Origin of the sequence: Streptomyces sp. NBC_00433, from assembly GCA_036015235.1 — a bacterium.
GTDB lineage: Bacteria > Actinomycetota > Actinomycetes > Streptomycetales > Streptomycetaceae > Actinacidiphila.
The window spans coordinates 1752314-1771750 of sequence record CP107926.1 but is presented as its reverse complement, the minus strand read 5'-3'; the positions used below and the strand labels follow the sequence as shown (position 1 = coordinate 1771750).

Annotated in this window: 15 protein-coding genes, 1 tRNA gene and 4 pseudogenes; 5 read left to right on the top strand and 15 right to left on the bottom strand. The window is 70.2% G+C overall.

Translation table 11 applies throughout. From position 1 onward, the window contains the following. Positions 1-2: 2 nt before the first annotated feature. The 4 genes from OG900_07080 to OG900_07065 are packed head-to-tail and all read right to left on the bottom strand — an operon-like array spanning position 3 to position 3393. Positions 3-929, bottom strand: coding sequence for an ABC transporter permease (locus OG900_07080; GenBank protein ID WUH89897.1), 927 nt, complete (start codon positions 927-929; stop codon positions 3-5). Beyond that, positions 926-2350: an ABC transporter substrate-binding protein gene (locus OG900_07075; GenBank protein WUH89896.1), complete on the bottom strand. Its 1425-nt coding sequence runs from the start codon at positions 2348-2350 to the stop codon at positions 926-928. The genes OG900_07080 and OG900_07075 overlap by 4 nt, the downstream gene beginning before the upstream one ends. 11 nt (positions 2351-2361) lie before the next feature. After that, complete coding sequence (locus OG900_07070) at positions 2362-2589, bottom strand: ferredoxin family protein (GenBank protein ID WUH89895.1); 228 nt, start codon at positions 2587-2589, stop codon at positions 2362-2364. Between the two features lie 42 nt (positions 2590-2631). Next, entirely contained in the window at positions 2632-3393 is a 762-nt protein-coding gene (locus tag OG900_07065; GenBank protein ID WUH89894.1) for a GntR family transcriptional regulator, read from the bottom strand. Between the two features lie 374 nt (positions 3394-3767). Here OG900_07065 and OG900_07060 point away from each other — a divergent pair, with 374 nt between their 5' ends. Further along, on the top strand, positions 3768-5015 hold the full coding sequence (locus OG900_07060) for an MBL fold metallo-hydrolase (protein ID WUH89893.1): 1248 nt from the start codon (positions 3768-3770) through the stop codon (positions 5013-5015). Between the two features lie 267 nt (positions 5016-5282). Here the strand turns inward: OG900_07060 and OG900_07055 are convergent, their stop codons facing one another. Further along, the gene (locus OG900_07055; protein WUH89892.1) at positions 5283-5648 is read right to left on the bottom strand and encodes a hypothetical protein; all 366 of its coding nucleotides are present in this window, start codon (positions 5646-5648) and stop codon (positions 5283-5285) included. A gap of 189 nt (positions 5649-5837) precedes the next feature. On the opposite strand from OG900_07055, the gene OG900_07050 reads away from it, so the two are divergent. Next, on the top strand, positions 5838-6011 hold the full coding sequence (locus OG900_07050) for a transposase (protein WUH95642.1): 174 nt from the start codon (positions 5838-5840) through the stop codon (positions 6009-6011). 611 nt (positions 6012-6622) lie between these two features. Here the strand turns inward: OG900_07050 and OG900_07045 are convergent. The 5 genes and pseudogenes from OG900_07045 to OG900_07025 all read right to left on the bottom strand — a co-directional run bounded on the left by OG900_07045 (position 6623) and on the right by OG900_07025 (position 11526). Then, positions 6623-7480 carry an alpha/beta hydrolase gene (locus OG900_07045; GenBank protein ID WUH89891.1) on the bottom strand — a complete coding sequence of 286 codons (858 nt, stop codon included), beginning with the start codon at positions 7478-7480 and terminating at the stop codon, positions 6623-6625. A 436-nt stretch (positions 7481-7916) separates the two neighbouring features. Further along, positions 7917-8597: pseudogene (locus tag OG900_07040) on the bottom strand (IS256 family transposase). A 37-nt stretch (positions 8598-8634) separates the two neighbouring features. Beyond that, positions 8635-10113 (bottom strand): ISL3 family transposase, encoded by a 1479-nt coding sequence (locus OG900_07035; GenBank protein ID WUH95641.1) that lies wholly within the window; start codon positions 10111-10113, stop codon positions 8635-8637. A gap of 175 nt (positions 10114-10288) precedes the next feature. Further along, positions 10289-10886 (bottom strand): annotated as a pseudogene (locus tag OG900_07030) (transposase). A gap of 141 nt (positions 10887-11027) precedes the next feature. After that, a pseudogene (locus OG900_07025) lies at positions 11028-11526 on the bottom strand (transposase). Between the two features lies 1 nt (position 11527). Here OG900_07025 and OG900_07020 point away from each other — a divergent pair. Next, positions 11528-11821, top strand: a pseudogene (locus tag OG900_07020) (MBL fold metallo-hydrolase). Between the two features lie 28 nt (positions 11822-11849). Here OG900_07020 and OG900_07015 read toward each other — a convergent pair. Beyond that, a complete protein-coding gene (locus OG900_07015; protein WUH89890.1) occupies positions 11850-12467 on the bottom strand; it encodes a GNAT family N-acetyltransferase in 618 nt (205 codons plus the stop codon). Next, complete coding sequence (locus OG900_07010) at positions 12464-15508, bottom strand: DUF4981 domain-containing protein (protein ID WUH89889.1); 3045 nt, start codon at positions 15506-15508, stop codon at positions 12464-12466. The genes OG900_07015 and OG900_07010 overlap by 4 nt, the downstream gene beginning before the upstream one ends. A gap of 253 nt (positions 15509-15761) precedes the next feature. Here OG900_07010 and OG900_07005 point away from each other — a divergent pair, with 253 nt between their 5' ends. Beyond that, a complete protein-coding gene (locus tag OG900_07005; GenBank protein ID WUH89888.1) occupies positions 15762-16322 on the top strand; it encodes a hypothetical protein in 561 nt (186 codons plus the stop codon). A gap of 98 nt (positions 16323-16420) precedes the next feature. Then, a tRNA-Pro gene (locus tag OG900_07000) sits at positions 16421-16494 on the top strand. A gap of 196 nt (positions 16495-16690) precedes the next feature. Here OG900_07000 and OG900_06995 read toward each other — a convergent pair. From OG900_06995 to OG900_06985, 3 genes are all read right to left on the bottom strand, one after another. Further along, positions 16691-17887, bottom strand: coding sequence for a site-specific integrase (locus tag OG900_06995; protein WUH89887.1), 1197 nt, complete (start codon positions 17885-17887; stop codon positions 16691-16693). Positions 17888-17917: 30 nt separating this feature from the next. Continuing rightward, the gene (locus tag OG900_06990; GenBank protein WUH89886.1) at positions 17918-18184 is read right to left on the bottom strand and encodes a helix-turn-helix domain-containing protein; all 267 of its coding nucleotides are present in this window, start codon (positions 18182-18184) and stop codon (positions 17918-17920) included. 121 nt (positions 18185-18305) lie between these two features. Next, on the bottom strand, positions 18306-19397 hold the full coding sequence (locus tag OG900_06985; protein ID WUH89885.1) for an integrase core domain-containing protein: 1092 nt from the start codon (positions 19395-19397) through the stop codon (positions 18306-18308). Positions 19398-19437 lie beyond the last annotated feature (40 nt).

Sequence of the window (19437 nt, the reverse complement as noted above, 5' to 3'; positions counted from 1 at the left end):
GGTCACCTGCCAGGAGTTGCGGAGTCGGGTACGGACACGGGCCCGGTCCTCGGCCTGCCCTCGGCCGCGCCTTCCGGCGTCATGGCGGAACCGGTCACCGGCGCGGGGGACTTGCGGACCCGGCGGCGTATCGCGCCGCGGTCCGCGCCCTGTTCGGTGCGCGGCAGCCAGCGGGTGGCCCGGCGGCCCGCGAATTCCACCGCGGAGGAGGTGAGATGGCCCAGCAGCCCGATGGTGACCATGCCGACCAGCACACCCGGGTAGTCGACCACCGTGTAGTCCTGCCATGTGCGGTAGCCGACCCCGTATTCACCGGAGATCATCTCCGCGGAGATCACGCAGATCCAGGCCACGCCGATACCGACCGACAGGCCGCCGAAGATGCCGGGCAGCGCGCCGGGCAGCACCACCTGCGCGAGCACCCGCCACCGGCCGCCGCCCATCGTCAGCACGGCCTCCTCCCACACCGGGGTCAGCGCGCGCACCGCGTGCCGGGTGCTGACCAGGACCGGGAAGAAGGCGGCCGAGAAGGTGATGAAGACGATGCCCTGCTCGTTGCTCGGGAAGAGCAGGATCGCCACCGGCACCAGCGCGATCGCGGGTATGGGCCGCAGCAGTTCGACGACCGGCCCGAGCAGGTCCTCCGCGAGCCGGGAGCGCCCGATGGCGACCCCGAAGGCCACCCCCAGCACCGCGGCGAGGCCGAAGCCGGTGAGGATACGGCCGAGGCTGTCGCCGAGGTCCTGCCAGTAGGCGCCGGTCCCGAGCCGGTGCCCGAACTCCCTGCCGACCTGCACCACCGTCGGCAACTGCTCGAAGTGCACCCACAGATGGACCCGCAACGCCGTCACCGCCTGCCAGGCGCCGAGGAAGGCCAGCAGCGAGGCCGTACGCAGCAGGTAGCGCCAGGCCCGCGCCCCGCCGGTCACGACGCTTCCCCGACGGCCTGCCCGAAGTCCACCAGGTGCGCGCCCGGGTGCGCCGCCAGCCACTTCGCGGCGTTCTCCCGCGTCGTGAACGGCTGGAAGCGGCCCGCGGCCCCGGCCGCCGGATCGGTCGCCCACACCGCGCGGTCGGCGAACCACCGTGTCCCGGTCAGCGCGTCGGGTACGTACGCGGCGCGCACCGCGGCCCCCGGATGCCGCCGCAGATACCGCAGCAGGCAACTGGGGGTGGTGAAGGGCACCGTCCGCTGCTGCCCGGCTGGCCATGCCTCGCTCGCCGTCGCCGGGTCGGACACCTTCCCGCCGCACAGCGGGTCGGTCCCCGTCACCGGCGCCGGGTTGGCCACCGACGCGGCCTGCCGGTCGTAGTCCGCGCCGACCGCGCGCCGGATGAAGCTGTCGTCGGCGAAGTGGCTGATGTCGATCTTCCCGACGAGCTTCTCCGAGGCCAGCACCGGCACATCCTCGGCGAAGGCGTCCAGCAGCCGCTTCTTGAGCGTCGGGTCGAAGGTGGCGATGCCGCCCGGACCGTTGTAGAGGTAGACCACCTCGGGCGGCAGCCCGGTGGCGGTGGCGACCTTCTGCGCCGCCTCCAGCGGATGGGCGTGCAGATAGTCGGTGGCCTCGATCTGCGCGTCCAGGAAGGCGTCCACCACCGCCGGCCGCTGCTTCGCGAACGCCTTGCGCACGGCCACCCCGTGGAAGGTCGGCAGATCAAGCGCCGCCCCGTCGTAGAGCGCTGTGGCCTTGCCGTCGAAGACCAACTGCCCCGGCCAGGCCACGAACTGCGACAGCGCGTCCACGCTGCCCGCCTGGAGCGCCGAAGCCCCCACCGCGGGCTGCTGGTTGAGCTTGTGCAGGTCCTTGTCCGCGTCGATGCCGCGCTGCTGCAGCGCCCGTACCAGCGTGCCGTCGGCCGCGGAACCGATACTGGTCGACACCTTCCCGCCGCGCAGCCCCGCCAGGTCGGTCAGCTGCGAATCCGGCGCGGTCACCACCATGTTGAGCCCGCCGCGCAGGTTGTAGCCGGTCACCGACACCAGCTCGGTGGGCTGCCGCAGCTGCACCCCGCGGGCCGCGTTGATCAGCAGCGGATAGTCGCCCATCGACCCGACGTCGATCTTCCCCGCCACCATCTGCGCGGTGATCGGCGCACCGGTCGCGTAGTCCTGCCAGTCGACCTTGTACGTCGTCCCGTCACGCTGCCCGAGCGCCTTGAGCTGCTGCTCGAAAGAGCCGAGCGCGCGCAGCAGGGTGCCCGCGGTCACGGTGTTGATGGTCTTGGACTGATACCCGACGTGCACGGTCACGGTCTTCCCACCGCTTCCGCCACCCGCGTCCGAGCCGCAGCCGGCCAGCGGCAGCAGCAGGGCGGCGGCACCCGCCGCCACCAGGATCTTGCGCATCCGAGCACCTCTCAACGCAGCAGATAGGGCATGTTGACGGTGACCGCACCGGTCGGGCAGCGGGCCGCGCACGGGCCGCAGTACCAGCACTCGTCGACGTGCATGAAGGCCTTGCCGCTCTCCGGGTTGATCGCCAGGGAGTCCAGCGGGCACATGTCGACGCACAGCGTGCAGCCGTCGATGCACAGGGACTCGTCGATGGTCACGGGCACGTCGGCGCGCTGGGGCACGACAGGCATGGCTGTCTCCAGGAAGTGGGTGTGGTGGCGCTCAGCCGGTGGTCAGGCGCTGCGGTGCAGCAGTCCGCGCATGGTGATCCGGTCGCCGCGGAAGCGGACGAACTCCAGGTCCACCGGGCGGCCGTCGGACAGGTGGGTGAGCCGTTCCAGCATCAACAGGGCCGCGCCGCGAGGCGCTTCGAGCACGGTCGCCGAGTGCAGGTCGGCGCTGACCGCCTCCAGTGTGATCTCGGCGGTGCCGAGCGGCCGGCCCGCGACCTGTTCGAGCAGCCGGAAGACGTCGTTGTTCTCCAGATCGGCAGTCAGCAGGCCGATACCGAGGTCCATCGGGATGTAGGTGAGGTCGAGCGACAGCGGAAGGCCGTCGAGCCGCCGCAACCGCTCGACGTAGAGCACCTCGTCGTGCTCCCTGACATGCAGCCGCGACGCGACCGCGGCCGGCGCGCGCACCGGGCCGAGCGCGCGCACCTCGTTGCTGACCTGCCCGTGCCCGTGCAGCGTCTCCGCCAGCCCCATCAGCCGGTCGAGACCGTGCGGATACTTCTGCCCCACGGCCACCGTGCCCAGCCCCGGCACCCGCTCCACCAGGCACTCGGCGCGCAGCAGGTCGAGCGCCTGCCGCACGGTGTTCCGCGACACGCCGTATTCCGCCCCGAGCGCGTCCTCGTGCGGCAGCACACCGCCGGCGAACACCTGCCCGAGTACCTGCTGCCGCAGCAGATCGGCCAACTGCCGTGCCTGATCCGCCCGCAGCCGTCGCGGCGCGGCGCCCGCGGGACGCTCCTGCGTGCGGTCGGCTGCCATCGGATTCTCCGCCTTCTTCTCGTCCCGTCCGGCTCCCTGGCGACGTCGCCGCCGTGCACGGACCATACCGACGAGTGCGGCCCGGTGGTGTTGCCAGTGTGTTGCGCCATCTGACCTGCGGTCGGCACAGCTCTGACCTGCGGGTCTGCTTCTACGGTGGCGAGATCCGCCACCACTGCCCGCGGGGTGCTGTCACGGACTCGACAGTTGCGCTGTGTGGGTGGCCTGTCGCGCGGTTCCCCGCGCCCCTTCGGGGTCGCGTCCCCCGCCGTCCGGGGCCGGGATCTGCGGGGCTCCGGGAAGATTCGGGTACGGCCGCATAATGGGACAGGCGGATATTCCGCCGATCGGAGCATGCACCACCTGGAGGAAACGTGACCGGCGCCGCCCGTCAGCCGTCCCGCCTCGCGAAAGTGCGCCCCGCGGCGTTCGGGGCCGACCCCACGGGCGCGCGGCTGGAACGTATCCTGCGGTCGCCGAACTACGCGGACGGCGCCTTCGTGAACCCCGTCGGCGCCCGCATGGGCCCCGGTGGTGAATTCTTCAAGTCACTGCCCGCGACCCTCCGTAAGGAGGCCCGGGTGCCCAGGAAGCCGGCCAGGCCGATTCCCGTCCACCCCACCACACTCGCCGACATCGCGGTGCCGCCCGCGTCCGGGCTGCGGCTGACCTGGATGGGCCACTCCACGGTGCTGGCCGAGATCGGCGGCCGCCGGGTGCTGTTCGACCCGGTGTGGGGCGAGCGCTGCTCGCCCTTCCCCTTCGGCGGCCCGCGGCGCGTGCACCCGGCGCCGGTCCCGCTGGGCTCGCTGACCGGACTCGACGTCGTGGTGATCTCGCACGACCACTACGACCACCTCGACATGCCGAGCATCGTCGAACTCGTACGGAGCGACGTCGTGTTCGCCGTGCCGCTGGGCGTCGGCGCGCACCTGGAGCACTGGGGAGTGTCCCCCGCCCGGGTGCACGAGCTGGACTGGAACGAGTCCACCGAGATCGCCGGCCTGCGCCTGACCGCCACACCCGCCCGGCACTTCTGCGGGCGCGGCCTGCGCGGCCGGCAGCAGACCCTGTGGGCGTCCTGGGCGGTCACCGACGGCACCCACCGGATCTTCCACAGCGGCGACACCGGCTACTTCCCCGGCTTCGCCGACATCGGCGCCGAGCACGGCCCCTTCGACGCCACGATGATCCAGATCGGCGCCTACAGCGAGTTCTGGCCCAAGAACCACACTGGGTGTACGCCGGGCGAGCCCTGCGACTGCAAGCCCGATCCCGGCTCGTGGCCGGACATTCACATGACACCCGACGAAGGCTTGCGCGCGCACCTTGACCTGCAAGGAGGCCAGCCGGGCGGGGTCCTGCTCCCCATCCACTGGGGCACTTTCAACCTCGCCTTCCACCCGTGGGCCGAACCTGCCGAACGCACGATGCTCGCCTCGCACCGGGCCGGACAGCAGTCCGCGACCCCTCACGTCGGCCAGCCGTTTGAGCCTGCCGCTTGTCCCGAGTCTGACCCGTGGTGGCGGGACGTAGCGGTCACTCCTGACAACGGCTGGGCAGTCTGGCCCAGAGACCCGGCAGACTCTGCACAGCCCTCTGAAGTCGCGGCGGAGGCGTGATGGACGCCGAGCTTCGCCAGATCACCGACGTTTTTTCGCGCTTGCCAGCAGACGAGCGGCGGAAGGTCGTTGAGTCCGTCGACGGGCCTTCGCGCGGAGGACAAGTGGCAAGTGGCAACTTCACCCCGCTGCCCGCATCAAGCGGCGCATTTCGTCTGCCCGTGCGCGTGGTTCGCATACGAGACGACGCGTAGTCAGCGGCCTGCACAAGCCCAGTCGCCGCAAGGGGCAACGAGCGGGCCTGTGCCTGTCAGGGTATTGACTCATTCACTGACGCCGTGCTTGTTCAAGAAGGCTGTCGACCTGGCGCCGAAGAGGTGTCTCCAACTGCAGATTGTTGCCACGCTGCATCCCTTGAAGGAATTCGCTGGCTACGACGAGTTGGGAGAAACGGCCGGCGTGGGAGTCGAGTGCTTCTTTGAAGGTTTCATGGACTTGTTCGGCGATCTCGGGTACGGCGAGGCTGGAGATGTACAGGCACGCCTCGTCGTACCCGGTCGGTGCCAGTCCCCATCGCTCCCAGTCCAGGATGCACAGATCCGGGCCAACGAGGTTCGACCACGGGATGTCGGCGTGCGTCGTGGACCACTGGGGCACTATTGTGTCCAGTTCCGTTTCGAGGAACTGGCGCATCGCCCAGTGAAGGCGTTCCTGGCGAATGGCCGTCCGGTCGGTGGGGGCTGACGCGACGGTGAAGCTTCCCCGTTGAGGTGGACACCTGGAGACTGGGACGTGGCCCCGGAGGAGGTAGAGCCAGGTGAGCAACAAGCAGGACAAGCGGTACTCGGAGGAGTCCAAGCGTGATGCCGTCGCGCCGGCCCGATCCTCCAGCAAAACGTCACCGAGGTGGCCCGAGACCTGGGAGTGAGCCCCGAGGGGCTGCGGAGCTGGGTCAAGCAGGACAGGATCGATCGCGGCGAGGGCGGCCCGGGTGAACTGACCAGCGCCGAGCACGAGGAATTGCGTCGCCTTCGCCGGCAGGACCTCGAACAGTAGAAGACCGTCGAGGTCCTGAAAAAAGCCACGGCCTTCCTCGCGCGGGAGAGCGACCGGTGAGCGAGGTCTACCGGTTCATCGCGGCGGAGAAGGCCACCTACCCGGTCACCCTGCTCTGCCGCGTACCCGGTGTTCCTCGCTCTTCCTTCTACGCCTGGAGCGACGGCGAGGACACCTGGCGCGCGCGCCGCCGGCCGACGAAGCACTCGCGCACGAGATCACGGTGGTCCACCTCGCGTCCAGGGGCGCCTACGGCGTCCCGCGCGTGCGTGCCGAGCTGCGGCGGCCGGGCCACGGCGTGAACCCGCGAGCGGGTCGAGCGGCTGATGCGCGAACGCGGCGTCGCCGGAGTCACCCGCCGCCACCGCCGGTCGCTGACCCGCCCGGACAAGCAGGCCCGGCCCGCACCGGACCTCATCGGCCGCGACTTCACCGCGGCCCGACCCGGCATACGCCTGGTCGGCGACATCACCTGCCTGCCGACCGAGGAGGGCCGGCTCCACCTCGCCTGTTGGCTGGACCCGGCCACCCCCGAGACCGTCGGCTACGTAATGGCCGGCCTTGGGTCGTTGCGCGGGCCCACCGTTTCGGGATTCGATCCGTCGGTCAGCTCAGGTCCCGAGAAAGCGGTTCACCTCGGTTGCGAACTCCCGTGGGTACTGGAACAAGAAGCCGTGGCCCGTGTCTGGGTAGATCGAGAGCTTCGCGTTCGGAAGATGCCGGGCCAAGAGGTGGGTGTTCTCCGTCGGCACCATGAGGTCGTTGTCGCCGTTTGCTACGAGCGTTGGCTGGGTGATGCCTGCCAGTGTGGGCAGGCGCGTTTCGTCGGCGATCCCCCAGGTGAAGATCGCCGTCAGTTGGGCGTCACGCGCCGCGAGGTCGGGAACCGCGTCCCGGTCTTCGGTGCGCGAAAAGATCCTGGCTATGTACTGGCCGCCGAGTTCTTTGCTGCCTTCGGTCCGTTCGAAGAAGAGCGTCATGACGTCTTCGGGACCCTGCTCGTCGCGGATCGCAGCCTCTAGCAGTTCGCCGCGGTAGACGTGCATGTCCTTGCCGCCTTGCGGTCCGGTGCCGGCCAGCACGAGCCTTCGCACCTGGTGCGGCCTGATGAGGGCTACTCGCTGGGCGACGAACCCGCCCAGGGAGAAGCCGAAGACGTCGTACCGCTTGAGGTTCAGGGCGTCTACGAAGGTCGTGACGTCTTCGGCCATGGCCTCGACGGTGCTGGGGACGCGTCCTGATGAATTGCCGACTCCCGCATTGTCTACGAGGATCACCTCGCGTTCTTGAGCGATGGTGTCGACCAGGAGCGGGTCCCAGTTGTCGATGTTGCCGCGGAAGTGCTGGAAGAAAATCAGGGGAAGTGCGGCAGTTTCGGCGTTGCCGAATCGGCGGTACGCGAAATCGATGCCGGACCGCCCGCCGATCACCTGGTTGGGTGCCGTGAGTTGCGTGGGCGCATCAGTCATGGTGCCTCTCCTGCGATGGTGTCCAGAGCAGAATCGCTCACGCAGCCTTCATGGGTCGCGGAAGCAGTTTTCGGCGTGCGACGGCGATGACGGTTCCTACGGCAATCCCTGCGATGAGCGCGGTGACAGCTGCCAGTATCAGGAAAGGCCGACAGCAGTCGGAAGACCGAAGGAAATACTGAAAAGCTTCAGGGATATGCGCTGGGTCACATCGCTGGCCCTCCGCTCACAGTCGCGAACACTTCTATGCTATGCGCTGCCCGCCGGACCGCTACCCGAGCGCTCTGCCGTCTCGGAGTGCAGGGCGGTTGCAAGTTCCGGGGTCGTGTGGCTGGACGGGTCGGGGTGCATAGGGCTTGCCGGGAATGGGTCTGTCCAGCGACTGGTGTAACTGGGTTTGTATGGGTTGGCGGCGGCCGATGGAGAGTCGGCCGTCGAAGGCGATGTCGAAGGCCTGGAGTGCGGGCTTCCAGCGCATGGTCCAGCGTTTGCGTCCCTGGCCGGTGGGGTCCAGGCTCATGACGGCCATGTAGACGCACTTCAGGGCGGCGGCCTCGTTCGGGAAGTGTCCACGGGCGCGGACGGCCTTGCGTATACGGGCGTTGACCGACTCGATCGCGTTGGTGGTGCAGACGACGCGGCGGATCTCGGCGTCGAACTGGAGGAAGGGCACGAACTCGGCCCAGGCGTTCGACCAGAGCCGCACGACGGCGGGGTATTCGGTGCCCCATTCTTCCTGGAATTCCAGGAATCGCTCTTCGGCCGCGCTGGCGGTCGGGGCGGTGTAGATCGGCTTGAGCGCCTTCGAGATATTGTCCCAGTCCTGGCGGGCCGCGTAGCGGAACGACGCCCGCATGAGGTGAACGACGCAGGTTTGCGTGATTGCCTGCGGCCAGACCGTGCCGATCGCGTCGGGCAGGCCTTTCAGCCCGTCGCAGACGACCATGCACACGTCCTGGACTCCGCGGTTGCGGATCTCGGTCAGTACCTGGAGCCGGTACTTGGCGCCCTCGCCGCCGTCGCCGGCCCACAGGCCGAGGATGTCGCGGGTGCCGTCGACGGTGACTGCGAGGGCGACGTAGATCGGCCGGTTGGCGACCTGCCCGTCGCGGATCTTGGTTCTGTCGACGATCTTGTGATGTGGCTGGGTGCGTTCATCGGGTGAGGAGGACACGCTTGCGCAGGAGGTCGAGGCCGGCGCGTCCGAACATCTGCCGTTTGAGCATCTTGAGACGGTTGATGTTCCCTTCGACTGCGCCGGAGCTGTAGGGCAGGGTCATCCCGTTGCGGACGGCGTCGTGGTCACGGCGGAGGTTGCGGGCGAACGACGTGATCGGGGTGAGGCTGTCGGTTTCGACGGTGTGGATCCGCTCGTCGAGGTGGTCGCCTTCGCGGTGGGTCAGCATCATCGCGAACGCCCGGACGTGGCAGGTGAGCCTGTCGAGATCCTTGTTGCGGGACCGGAGGACGGCGAGCCTGTCCGCGTTCGCGCCGTCGAGGTGGTCGGGGTGGGTGGTGATCCACGTGGTGACCTCGCGGACCGACGGGGGCTTGGGGCCTGGGGCCGGCATGTGGCCGCGGTGTGAACGGTAGCGCCGCAGGTGCCGCTGGACCGCCAGTTCGCCGCCGGGGTGGCCGAGTTGCTGGATCTCCCGGAAGAGCTGGGCTGCGTTGCGGATGCCCTCGTTCCAGCGGCGGTGGAGGTGGCCGGTGTAGGGATCGACCAGGTGAGCGCGCTGCAGGGTCTTCGCCGTCAGTTCCTCGACGGTGGCGGCGTTGACGAGCTTGCGGACCGTCGCCTGGTGCAGGCCGAGCTTGCGGCCGATCGCTGCCTTGGACAGCCCCTGAGCCCACCACTCGTGGGCTGCCGCGTGCTGGGCTTCGAGCCTGGCCACGATCTTCAGTTCGGGGTGGGGCTTGATGGTGTCCGGCTCAGCTTCGAGTCCGTCGGGTGCGGGTTGCTGGGCCGGTTCGGCCAGGTGCGGCTGGAGCACGCTGACCGTCTTCTCGACCGCCTGGCACAGGTTCTGCCACAGGTGGAAACGGTCGGCGACCTGCACGGCCTGCGGGGCGCCCTGGCGCGATCCTTCGCCGTAGCCGCTGGAGCGGTCCCGGCAGATCACCCGGACTTCGGGGTGCTGCCGCAGCCAGGCGGCCAGGTCCTCACCCTCCCGGCCGTCGAAGAGGTGAAGCGGGCGGTGGGTCGCCATGTCGATCAGCACGGTGCCGTAGTGGCGGCCCTTGCGGAACGCGAAATCGTCGACGCCGAGCACCTCCACGGCTCCCACGTCTGGCTCTGGCAGGGCTTTGACCAGCCTCAACAGGGTGTCCCTGCCGGTCGCAATGCCCGAGACCGCCGTCAGCCGGGCTCCAGCACGGCCGGCGAGGGCGAGCCCGATCCGCGCCAGCAGCCCGAGCAGCAACGGGGTGAAGCGACTGTGCGGCCTGGTCAGGCCCTGGACCTGCTCGGCGAACGTGACCGCCGGACAAGCCGGGTTCCGGCATCGAAATCGGCGAACCTGCAGCTCAACGATCACACCGACGCCGCCCACTGCAACGTCTCGAAGGCTACGGACATAGCGGCCGTGGACCCGACCAGACCACTGCCCGCACCGGCACCAGCCGCCCTCCACAGCCACCCGTGCCCTCAACACCACGGCAGCTGAGCCTCGTTCGACCTCGTCGACGACAAGCGCGGATAGATGCGGGAACAACTGCTGCAAGAGATCACGAGAACACGCGGTGCATGATCGCGAACCACGACGGCCTGACGCTTCGCCGTCCGCATCACAAGATCGTCGACAGAACCCGGATCTTCACGTGGACGCAGTCGATGAAGACGACCGGGTGGACCGCTTGGGTCGAGGGGTCGGTTCTGCCATTCAGCGATGCCCTCCATGACCTTGTCGGTGATCGTCGAGATCGTCGAGTTGGAAACGCTGGCGCCGTAGACCTCGGCCAGGTGCGCGGAGATATCGCCGTGGGTCAGGCCCCGCGCGGACAGGGACTGCACCATCTCGTCCACGCCGGTCAGCCGCCGCTGACGCTTCTTGACGATCTGCGGCTCGAAACTTCCCTCCCGATCCCGCGGCACCTCGATCCCGACCGGCCCGACCTCGGTCAGCACCGTCTTGGCCCGCATACCGTTGCGGGAGTTGCCGCTGCCCGCACCGGCCGGATCGTGCTTCTCGTAGCCGAGGTGATCGGTGATCTCGCCCTCCGGGGCAGACTCCAACTCCCGCTTGGTCAACTGCTGCAGCAGCCCGCCCGCACCGGTCAACTGCAGCCTGCCCGCACGTGCCCGGTCGACCAACTGCCCGATCAACCGCTCGTCCAACACGTCCGCCGGCAGCTCGACCTGGCGTCCATCCTCATGCGCCTCGACAGCGGCGATCACGTCGCTCATCAGGTGCTTCCTTGATCAGGAGATACACCATTGGCTGGGCTCTGTTCCGTAGTCGGTGGTGACGGTCGGTGGCAGTCATCGGAGCAGGATGCGGTGGCGGAGGAGGTCGAATCCTGCTCGGCCGTGCATCTGGCGCATGCCCCGGCACACGACCTCGATCCCCTGTTTCCCGCACAGCCAGGCCATGAGGGTGGCGGCCTCGCGGTCGGGCAGGACGTCGAGGCGTCCACCGGTCTCGGCGTCGATGATGATCGTGGCGTAGCGGTGGCGGCGGCGCAGGGCGAAGTCGTCGACCCCGATCACCCTCGGGATTTTCACTGTCGGCGGCGGGATGCCTCGAAGCAGCCGCAAGGCGGTGGCATAGGAGATCGGCGTGGCCAGGAACCGCGCCAGGCGCGAAGCCGCCCGGCCGCATAACTCCTTGACCACCTCCGAGACCTGGCGGGTCAGACGCGTGGTGCGGCGCTGCAGACGCTCCAGCAGCCCAGGGACCTGCTCGCGGAAGGTCTGCCGCCGGCAGCCCAGGACCGGGCAGACCAGGACCGGGCAGACCAGGCGTCGCACCCGGACGTCGATGACGACCTGCCGGCCGTCGACCGGCACGTCCCGCAACCGTCCCGCCGTGGTAGCCGTGCACCTTGGGCACCCCGCGCGGCGTGCTGCTGCCCATCCACTGGGGCACCTTCAACCTCGCCCAGCACGCCTGGTCCGACCCCGCCGAGGGCACCGTGGCCGCGGCCCGCGAGACCGGCTCGAAGATCGCCACGCCACGGGTCGGCGCCCCCTTCGAGCCCGCCGACCCGCAGCCCGACGACTGGTGGTGGCGCGAGGTCGCCGTCGTCCCGGCGGGCGGCTGGCCCGTGCACCCGGAGGGCCCGGCCCGCACGCGGACCGAGCACCCGGCCGGCGACTCCGAGGCGGCCCGCCCCGAGTAGCCGCCGGCCGTACGCTGTCAGACAGCCCCTACGAGGTCGCCCGGCCCAGATACGTCAGCACACCCGCGTCCGGCACCGCGATCTCGTGGAAGCCGAGCCGGTCGTAGAAGGCGCGGGCAGCGACGTTCTCGGTGAGCATCCCGAGGTGCACGGCCGGCACCCCGCGCTCCGCCAGCGAGCCGAGGAAGGCGTTCATCAGCGCCCGCCCGTTGCCCGTGCCCTGGTAGGCGGGCAGCACGTCGATGTGCAGATGCGCCGGGTAGCCGGCCAGCGCGGGCACCACCATCCGCTCCGGGATGTGCAGCAGCGCGGCCATCACCTCGCTCGGCGTGGCCGGTTCGCCCGCCGGCTCGGGCCAGCGGCCGGCGACGGTGGGCAGCCACTCGTCGCGGAAGCGCTTGACGAAGCCGGCCGTGTCGGCGGTGCCCAGCACGTAGCCGACCGCCTGCCCGTGCCCGTCGTCCGCCACGAAGACCGATTCGGGCTCCAGGACGGCGTAGGGCGCGGCGAAGAGCGTCCCGAGCAGGTCGCGGTCCTCCTCGGGGTAGTCCGCGGTCGCGTCGCCGCCGGCGGCCCCGGTGCGCAGGCAGATGTCGTAGAGCGCCGGCAGGTCGGCGGGCCGGTAAGGGCGGATCGTACGGGTCACTGCTGCTCCAGGTCGTCGGACGGGGAGGACTGCCCGGCGGACCGGTCGGGCCCGGTCGGGTCCAGCGCAGACCGGTCGGACTCGACCGCGCCCAGCGGGACGAAGGTGAACGAGAAGGCGGCGGCCGCGGCGTCCAGCCGGAAGCCGGGCAGCACCTCGGGGCCGCAGGACGCGCTGCCCAGGCCGTGCAGGGCGTGGTCCAGGTGCACCCACAGCACCTCGGACCGCACCAGGTCGTACGTGTGCTCCGCCGCGTCCAGCGCCTCGGTGCTCCACGGCCGGGCGGTCAGCCAGAAGGCCGGCGACCCCTCGATCCGCAGGCCGGAACCGTCGGCCCTGCGCAGTTCCGCCCAGCGCACGTCGGGCCTGGCGCCGTTCTCCTGCGGGCGGACGTACGGGGTCTGCAACTCGTCGACCGACGCGTGCCAGCGCCCGATCCTGGCCGCGGTCCTGCTGTCGGGATACGCCTCGCCCGGCCCGCCGCCGTACCACTCGACGGAGTCCAGCGTCGGGCACAGCCCGAGCCGTACGCCGAGCCGGGGGAGCGGCAGCCGCCACTCGCCCTCCGGGGTCACCGCGACGTCCAGCCGCAGCCGGTCGCCGGTGGCCCGCCAGGTGCAGACGGTGAGCAGCGCGCGGTCGGCGGCGGCCGCGGCGACCCGGGTGGTGACGGTCAGCGCGTCGCCGCCGACCGCGACCCGCACCACCCGCTGTTGCATCCGGTGCAGGCCCGACTCCCGCCACCGGCGCTCGAGTTGGCTGTCGGCGTACCAGGGCATGCCGCGGTCGTTGTCGGTCGGCGCCCGCCATACGTCCAGGCGCGGGGCCTGCACCAGGTTGCCGCCGAGGTAGCGCAGAGCGCCGGTGGCGGCGTCGAAGGTGCCGGGGCCGAGGATGACCATGCCGCCCTCGGCCGGCCGCGGCGAGTGCGGCCCGCCGTCCCGGCGCACCCGGGTGGCGGTGCCCGGCCCGCCGACGGTCCGCGGCGCCGCCGCGAACTGCGCCCACGCGACCTCGTGCCCGGCGGGCGCCCACGCGGTGTCCTCGGCCAGCACCGCGCGTACCGTCCACCAGGCCTCGTCGGGCGGGTCGCCCGCGTCGGCGGGGTGGCGGGGCATCAGCGGCAGGTCCAGCGGTGCGCTCTCCCCGGGCCCGGTGGGCGGCAGGGTGAACCGGCCCGCGTCACCGACCGTCCCCGCCACCTCGTAGGTCCAGCTGAAGGCCAGCCCGGAAAGGTCCGCGAAGTCATACCGGTTGGTGACCGTCACGAGCCCGCGCACCGGGTCGCCCTCGATCCGCACCGGCTCGATCACCTTCTTGTACTCGACCAGCCCCGGCGACGGCGTGCGGTCGGGGAAGAGCAGCCCGTCGCAGACGAAGTTCCCGTCGTGCAGCTCCTCGCCGAAGTCCCCGCCGTAGGCGAAGTAGGACGTCCCGTCCGCGGTCCTGCGGCGCAGCCCGTGGTCGATCCACTCCCAGACGAAGCCGCCCTGGCAGCGCTCGTACGTGTCGAAGATCCGCTGGTAATCGGCGAGCCCGCCGGGCCCGTTGCCCATCGCGTGCGCGTACTCGCACAGCAGGAAGGGCATGTTGCGCCGCCGCTTGTCCGATTCCGGGTCGGCCAGCGGTGGTTCCGCGCGGCGGCCGATCAGCTCCGATTCGGCGTGGTCGGCGTACATCCGCGAGTAGACGTCGGTGTCGGCGCAGCTGAGGTCGCCTTCGTAGTGGATCGGCCGGACCGGGTCACGCTCCCGGATCCAGGCCGCCATCGCGGACAGGCCCGCGCCGGTGCCGCACTCGTTGCCCAGCGACCACATCACCACCGACGGGTGGTTCTTGTCCCGCTCCACCATCCGGGCCGCCCGGTCGAGCAGCGCCGGCGTCCAGCGTTCGTCGGCCACCGGATTGCCGCGCCAGCCGACCTCCTCGAAGCCGTGCGTCTCCAGGTCGCACTCGTCGATCACCCACATGCCCAGCTCGTCGCACAGGTCCAGGAAGGCCGGGTGCGGCGGGTAGTGGCTGGTGCGGACCGCGTTGATGTTGTGCCGCTTCATCAGCAGGAGGTCGTCGCGCATCGTCTCCTGGTCCAGGGCCCGCCCGTGGTCCGGGTCGAACTCGTGCCGGTTCACCCCGCGGAAGGCGATCCGCCGCCCGTTGACCTTGAGGACCCCGTCTTCGACAGCGACGGTACGGAAGCCGATCCGCAGCGGAATGCGCTCTCCCTCGGTCGCCAGCTCCGCGTCGTACAGCCGCGGCAGCTCCGCCGACCACGGCTCGACGGGGACGATCACCGGCTCGCCGGTCGGGATGTCCAGGCCCAGCTCCGGCACGGTGACCGTGCCGCCCGGCTCGCAGTCCACCCGCAGGGTGCCGGTGCCGGTGGTGTGGTCGTAGCCGCAGTGCACGAAGAAGTCCGTGACCGCGCCCTCCGGCCGCTCGATCAGCGTGACCTCACGGAAGATCCCCGGCAGCCACCACATGTCCTGGTCTTCCAGGTAGCTGCCCGACGACCACTGGTGCACCCGCACCGCCAGGACGTTCCCGCGCGGCTCCAGCAGCTCGCCGACCTCGAATTCCACCGGCAGCCTGCTGCCCTTGAAGGTGCCCAGCTCCGTCCCGTTCAGCCACACCCGTGCGCAGGAGTCCACCCCGTCGAAGCGCAGCACCGCCGCCCCGCCCGGCCAGTCGTCCGGCAGGTCGAAGGCCCGCAGGTGGTCCCCGGTCGGGTTCTCGGTCGGCACGTACGGCGGGTCGACCGGGAAGGGGTAGCGGACGTTGGTGTATGCGGGCTGCCCGTGGCCCTGCAACGGCCAGTGCGACGGCACCGGCAGCACGTCCCAGTGGGCGGCGTCGTAGCCCGGCCGCGCGAAGGAGTCGTCCTCCGCCTCGGCGGTCGCCGACAGCCGGAAGCGCCACGCCCCGCCGAGTCCCACCCGCCGCGCGTCGGACACCGCCCACCACGCCCGCGGCGGGAGCGCTCCCGAGCCGGGGGCCATGTCCTCGTAGTACGGAACGGCCGCGGACGGCTCCGCCTCGTGCATCGTCGCTGCTCCTCAGTTCCCGGATCCGCTGGTGTCGCGCGCGCCTGGCCGGTCGGGCCCGGTTGATCCGCAGCTTCGATTCTGCTGAGGAGGCGGGCCCGCCGCTAGATGTAACGATCATCGATTTCGCCCGACCGCCCCCCGGATTCCGAACGCCCCTGCCGCGTACCGGACTTGACCGCCCGACCGGGCCACTGGGATCCTGCCCGCCCGAAAGGACTGGGGGGACAGCTCAATGACTCACTCACCAGCTGTGACGGCGGTCACGTCGACGGCCGCCGCGGCCGAGCCGATCAGCGGCCTCAAAGGCGGCTCGGCCTTCATCCTGATCGCGATCGTGGTCGTGGTCGTCGCGGTGGTGGCCGTCGTACCGCTGATCATGGACGTCCGCCGGGCCACCGCCTGGCGCCGCCAGCTCACCGACCAGCTGATCGACCGCGCGGCCACCGACCAGGAGGTCCGCGACTTCCTCCGCGACCTTCGCGAGCCCCGCGGCGTCCGCGGCCTGACCCGCAGCATCATCGCCGTCCTCATCCTGGCCCTGGTCGGCTTCGCCCTGGCCGTCGCGATGCTCTCCTCGGGCCCCGACTCCGGCGACCTGCGCAAGACGATCGTGACCTCCCTGATGACCGTGCTGGCCACGGTCGCCGGCTTCTACTTCGGCTCCCTGGGCGCCCAGAACAGCGCGGAGGACGCCCGCCGCCAGGCCACCCCCCGCCCCCCGAAGCCCACCCCACCCCCGCCGAAGCCCACCCCGCCGGCACCCGCCCCCACCCCGACCCCGCCCACGTCACCCCCCGACCACGAGGCGTGACCCCCCACCCCTGGGGTGCGAGCGAACACCTCCCGACGTGAGGTATTGTTCTCGTGCACGGCCTCCCCGGGAATCACTCCCCGGGACCGGCCAAGCACCGGGACGTGGCGCAGCTTGGTAGCGCACCTGACTGGGGGTCAGGGGGTCGCAGGTTCAAATCCTGTCGTCCCGACGGTGCACAAAAGGCCCGCTGGACTGGCATTTAGCCAGGTCAGCGGGCCTTCGCCGTTGCTGGCAACGGTTTCCATGTGATGGGGCGTCAGGGGTCTGGGGACCAATTGGGGACCACAGGCGTGAAAAAACCGCAGGTCAGCGTGTTTTCAGCCCGATCCCAGATCATTCTTGCGGGACGCCCGACTGTCGGGTTCCTACAAACCCCGGAGCGATCGCCCCTGGCTCGGCGGGGGCGGGGGGAGGCCGGGCTTCGCGGTGAGGTGGGTACTGAGGGTGTCGCCGGCGCGGACGACGGTGTGCAGGTCGGGGTGGAGGTAGCGCTGGGTGGTGTGCAGGGAGCCGTGTCCGGCGATCAACCGCAGGACGTGCAGGGGCACTCCGGCATCGGCCATCCATGTCAGACCGGTGTGCCGCAGGTCGTGGCGGCGCAGGTGGTCGTAGCCGAGCGAGTTGACGACCTCGTCCCAGTGGGTGGCGTCACGCAGGACGGCGGTGGTGATGCGCCCGCCGCGCGGTCCGGTGAACAGGCGGGCGTCAGGCCGGCTGCCGGCGGCGAGCACGCGCTGGGCGATCATCGGGCGGACCTCCTGGATGAGGGGGACGCGGCGGGCGGACTTGCCTTTGGTGTTCTTGTCGGCGAGGCCGCCGGGGGAGGGGGTGGTCTGGCGGCGCACGGTCCAGATCCAGTTGGTGAGGTCGATGTCCTTCACGCGGACGCCGGAGACCTCGCCGATGCGGGCGGCGGTGCAGGCGGCGAAGACGATCGCGTCGCCCCAGCCGGTGTACTGGTCGGCGGAGCGGGCGATCAGGGCGGTGGCGAGTTCTTGCAGGGCGGCCCAGTCGGGCAGGGCGAGTGAGCGGGGGTCGTCGAGTTCGTCCTCGGCGAGCTGGTACTGGCGTTGCCAGCCCTTGATGCGGGCGGGGTTGGTGGTGATCAGCCCGTCTCGGACGGCCTGCTCCATGACGCGCACCAGCACTGCCAGGGTGTTCTTGACGGTGGAGCGGCCCTCGCCGTCAGCGATCCAGGCGTAGGTGGCGCGGTCGACGGCTCCGTTGGTGATCATGGTCACTGGCAGGTGTCCGAGCGCGGGGATGACACGCAGCCGCCATCCATCCAGGTAGGGGCCGGTGGTCTTGGGCTCCAAACCCCGCAGGGCCAGCGTCATGTGGGAATCGCCGTACTCGGCGAGGGTCTGCGTCGCGGTGGCCGGGTTGATTCCGCGGGCTGCCGAGGCAAGCAGGGAGTCGATCCACTCCTGCGCGCTCTGTGATGTCGGGTGCATCTGGGCGACCGAGCGGCGGCGCTTGGTCTGCGGGTCGGTCCACCGCACGCGGGCCTTGTAGGGGAGCTTCCGCCCCGGCCGGTGCTCGACGTCCTCCGACAAGTTCACAGCGACGGGGAGTTGGTGGCGGTAGGGCACTCAAGCCGCCCTTCGCCGGGTGCCGGGTGTGGTGCGCCGCTCGTCCAGCCAGACCTGCAGGTCGTTGGCGTCGTAGAGGACGACGCGCCCGGACAGGCGGATGAACGGCGGCCCCTGCGGAGGCCGTTCGGCGCGCCAGCGCCGCACGGAGGAGGGGTCGACGCGCAGCAGTCGGGCGATCTCCTCGGTGGTCAGCAGCCGCGCGGCGTGTGGGTGGGCCGGGGCTGTTTCGGTGTTCGTCGCGGGTATTGCGGGGTCTTGCGGCATGCACTTCCTTGGCGTCGGCTGCGGGGGCAGGCACAACAATGGTCGGAGAATCCGCAAGTCCAGCAGCCGGGTGGGGCGTACTCCGACGGAGTTGTGGGTGCCGATTAATCATCCGGCCTGGTCAGGCGGCATGGTGGTACTCGTGGAGGGTTCCTCCGAGTCGATCTCGTCGACGGACCTCGAGACGTCTGGTCTGGGCTGGCTCATCGCTTGGGTGGGGGAGTGGTCGGAGTGGAGCGGCTTGGCCGAGAGCCCGGTGCGGCCGATGCCCGTTGTAGAAGATCTCGTACTCCCTGAGTGTGTGGCGGAGATGGCTTTGGTTCCAGATCAGTGTTGTGTCGAGGAGTTCGCGCCGGCAGGTCTGGATCCAGCGCTCCATGATGGAGTTCATGCGTGGCATCCGGATGCCGGTGGTGACGACCTTCAGTCCGGCGTCGGTCAGCAGCGTGTCGAAGGCGGCGGTGAACTTGGAGTCGCGGTCGCGGATCAGGAAGCTGGCGTTGCTGCCTGCGTCTTCGAGGTCCATGAGGAGGTTGCGTCCGAGCTGTACGACCCACTGCGCGGTGGGGTGTGGTGTTGTGCCCAGGATCCGGATGCGGCGGGTGGAGTGCTCGATGACGGCGAAGACGTACAGGCGTGCCCCGGTGAGGGTGCGGGTTTCGAAGAAGTCGCAGGCGAGCAGGGCGCCGGCCTGGTGGCGGAGGAAGTCCGCCCACGTCGTGCTCGCTCGTTCCGGAGCGGGTGGGATGCCGTGCTCCTTGAGGATCTCCCACACTGTGGAGGCAGCGACCTTGATCCCCAGGGCCGCGAGCTCGCCATGGATGCGCCGATATCCCCACGAGGAGTTCTCACGGGCGAGGCGCAGGATCAGGGCGCGGATCGAGCGGACGGTGGGAGGGCGTCCACGCCGTCTCGGTGCGCAGGTCGCGGCATGCTGCCGCTTGAGCAGGTTGCGGTGCCAGCGCAGGACCGTGTCGGGGCGTACCAGGAGAAGGAGCTGGTGCAGCTTGTCGATCGGGAGGTGGTGGAGCAGGCCGGCGAGGATGGCGCGGTCGGTCTCGGTGAAGGCCGGTCTGCCGAATTGGCGTTGCAGAACCATGAGCTGGTGTCGGAGCGCAAGGATCTCGATGTCCTTGTCGCGGTCGCTCATCGGCAGCAGGCGAAGGAGGGCGAAGGCGTTGGTCGCAGCGAGGTAGGCCAGGCGCAGCAGCACGACAGATCATGATGCCGTCTATGCCCCATGCGGATGAAGA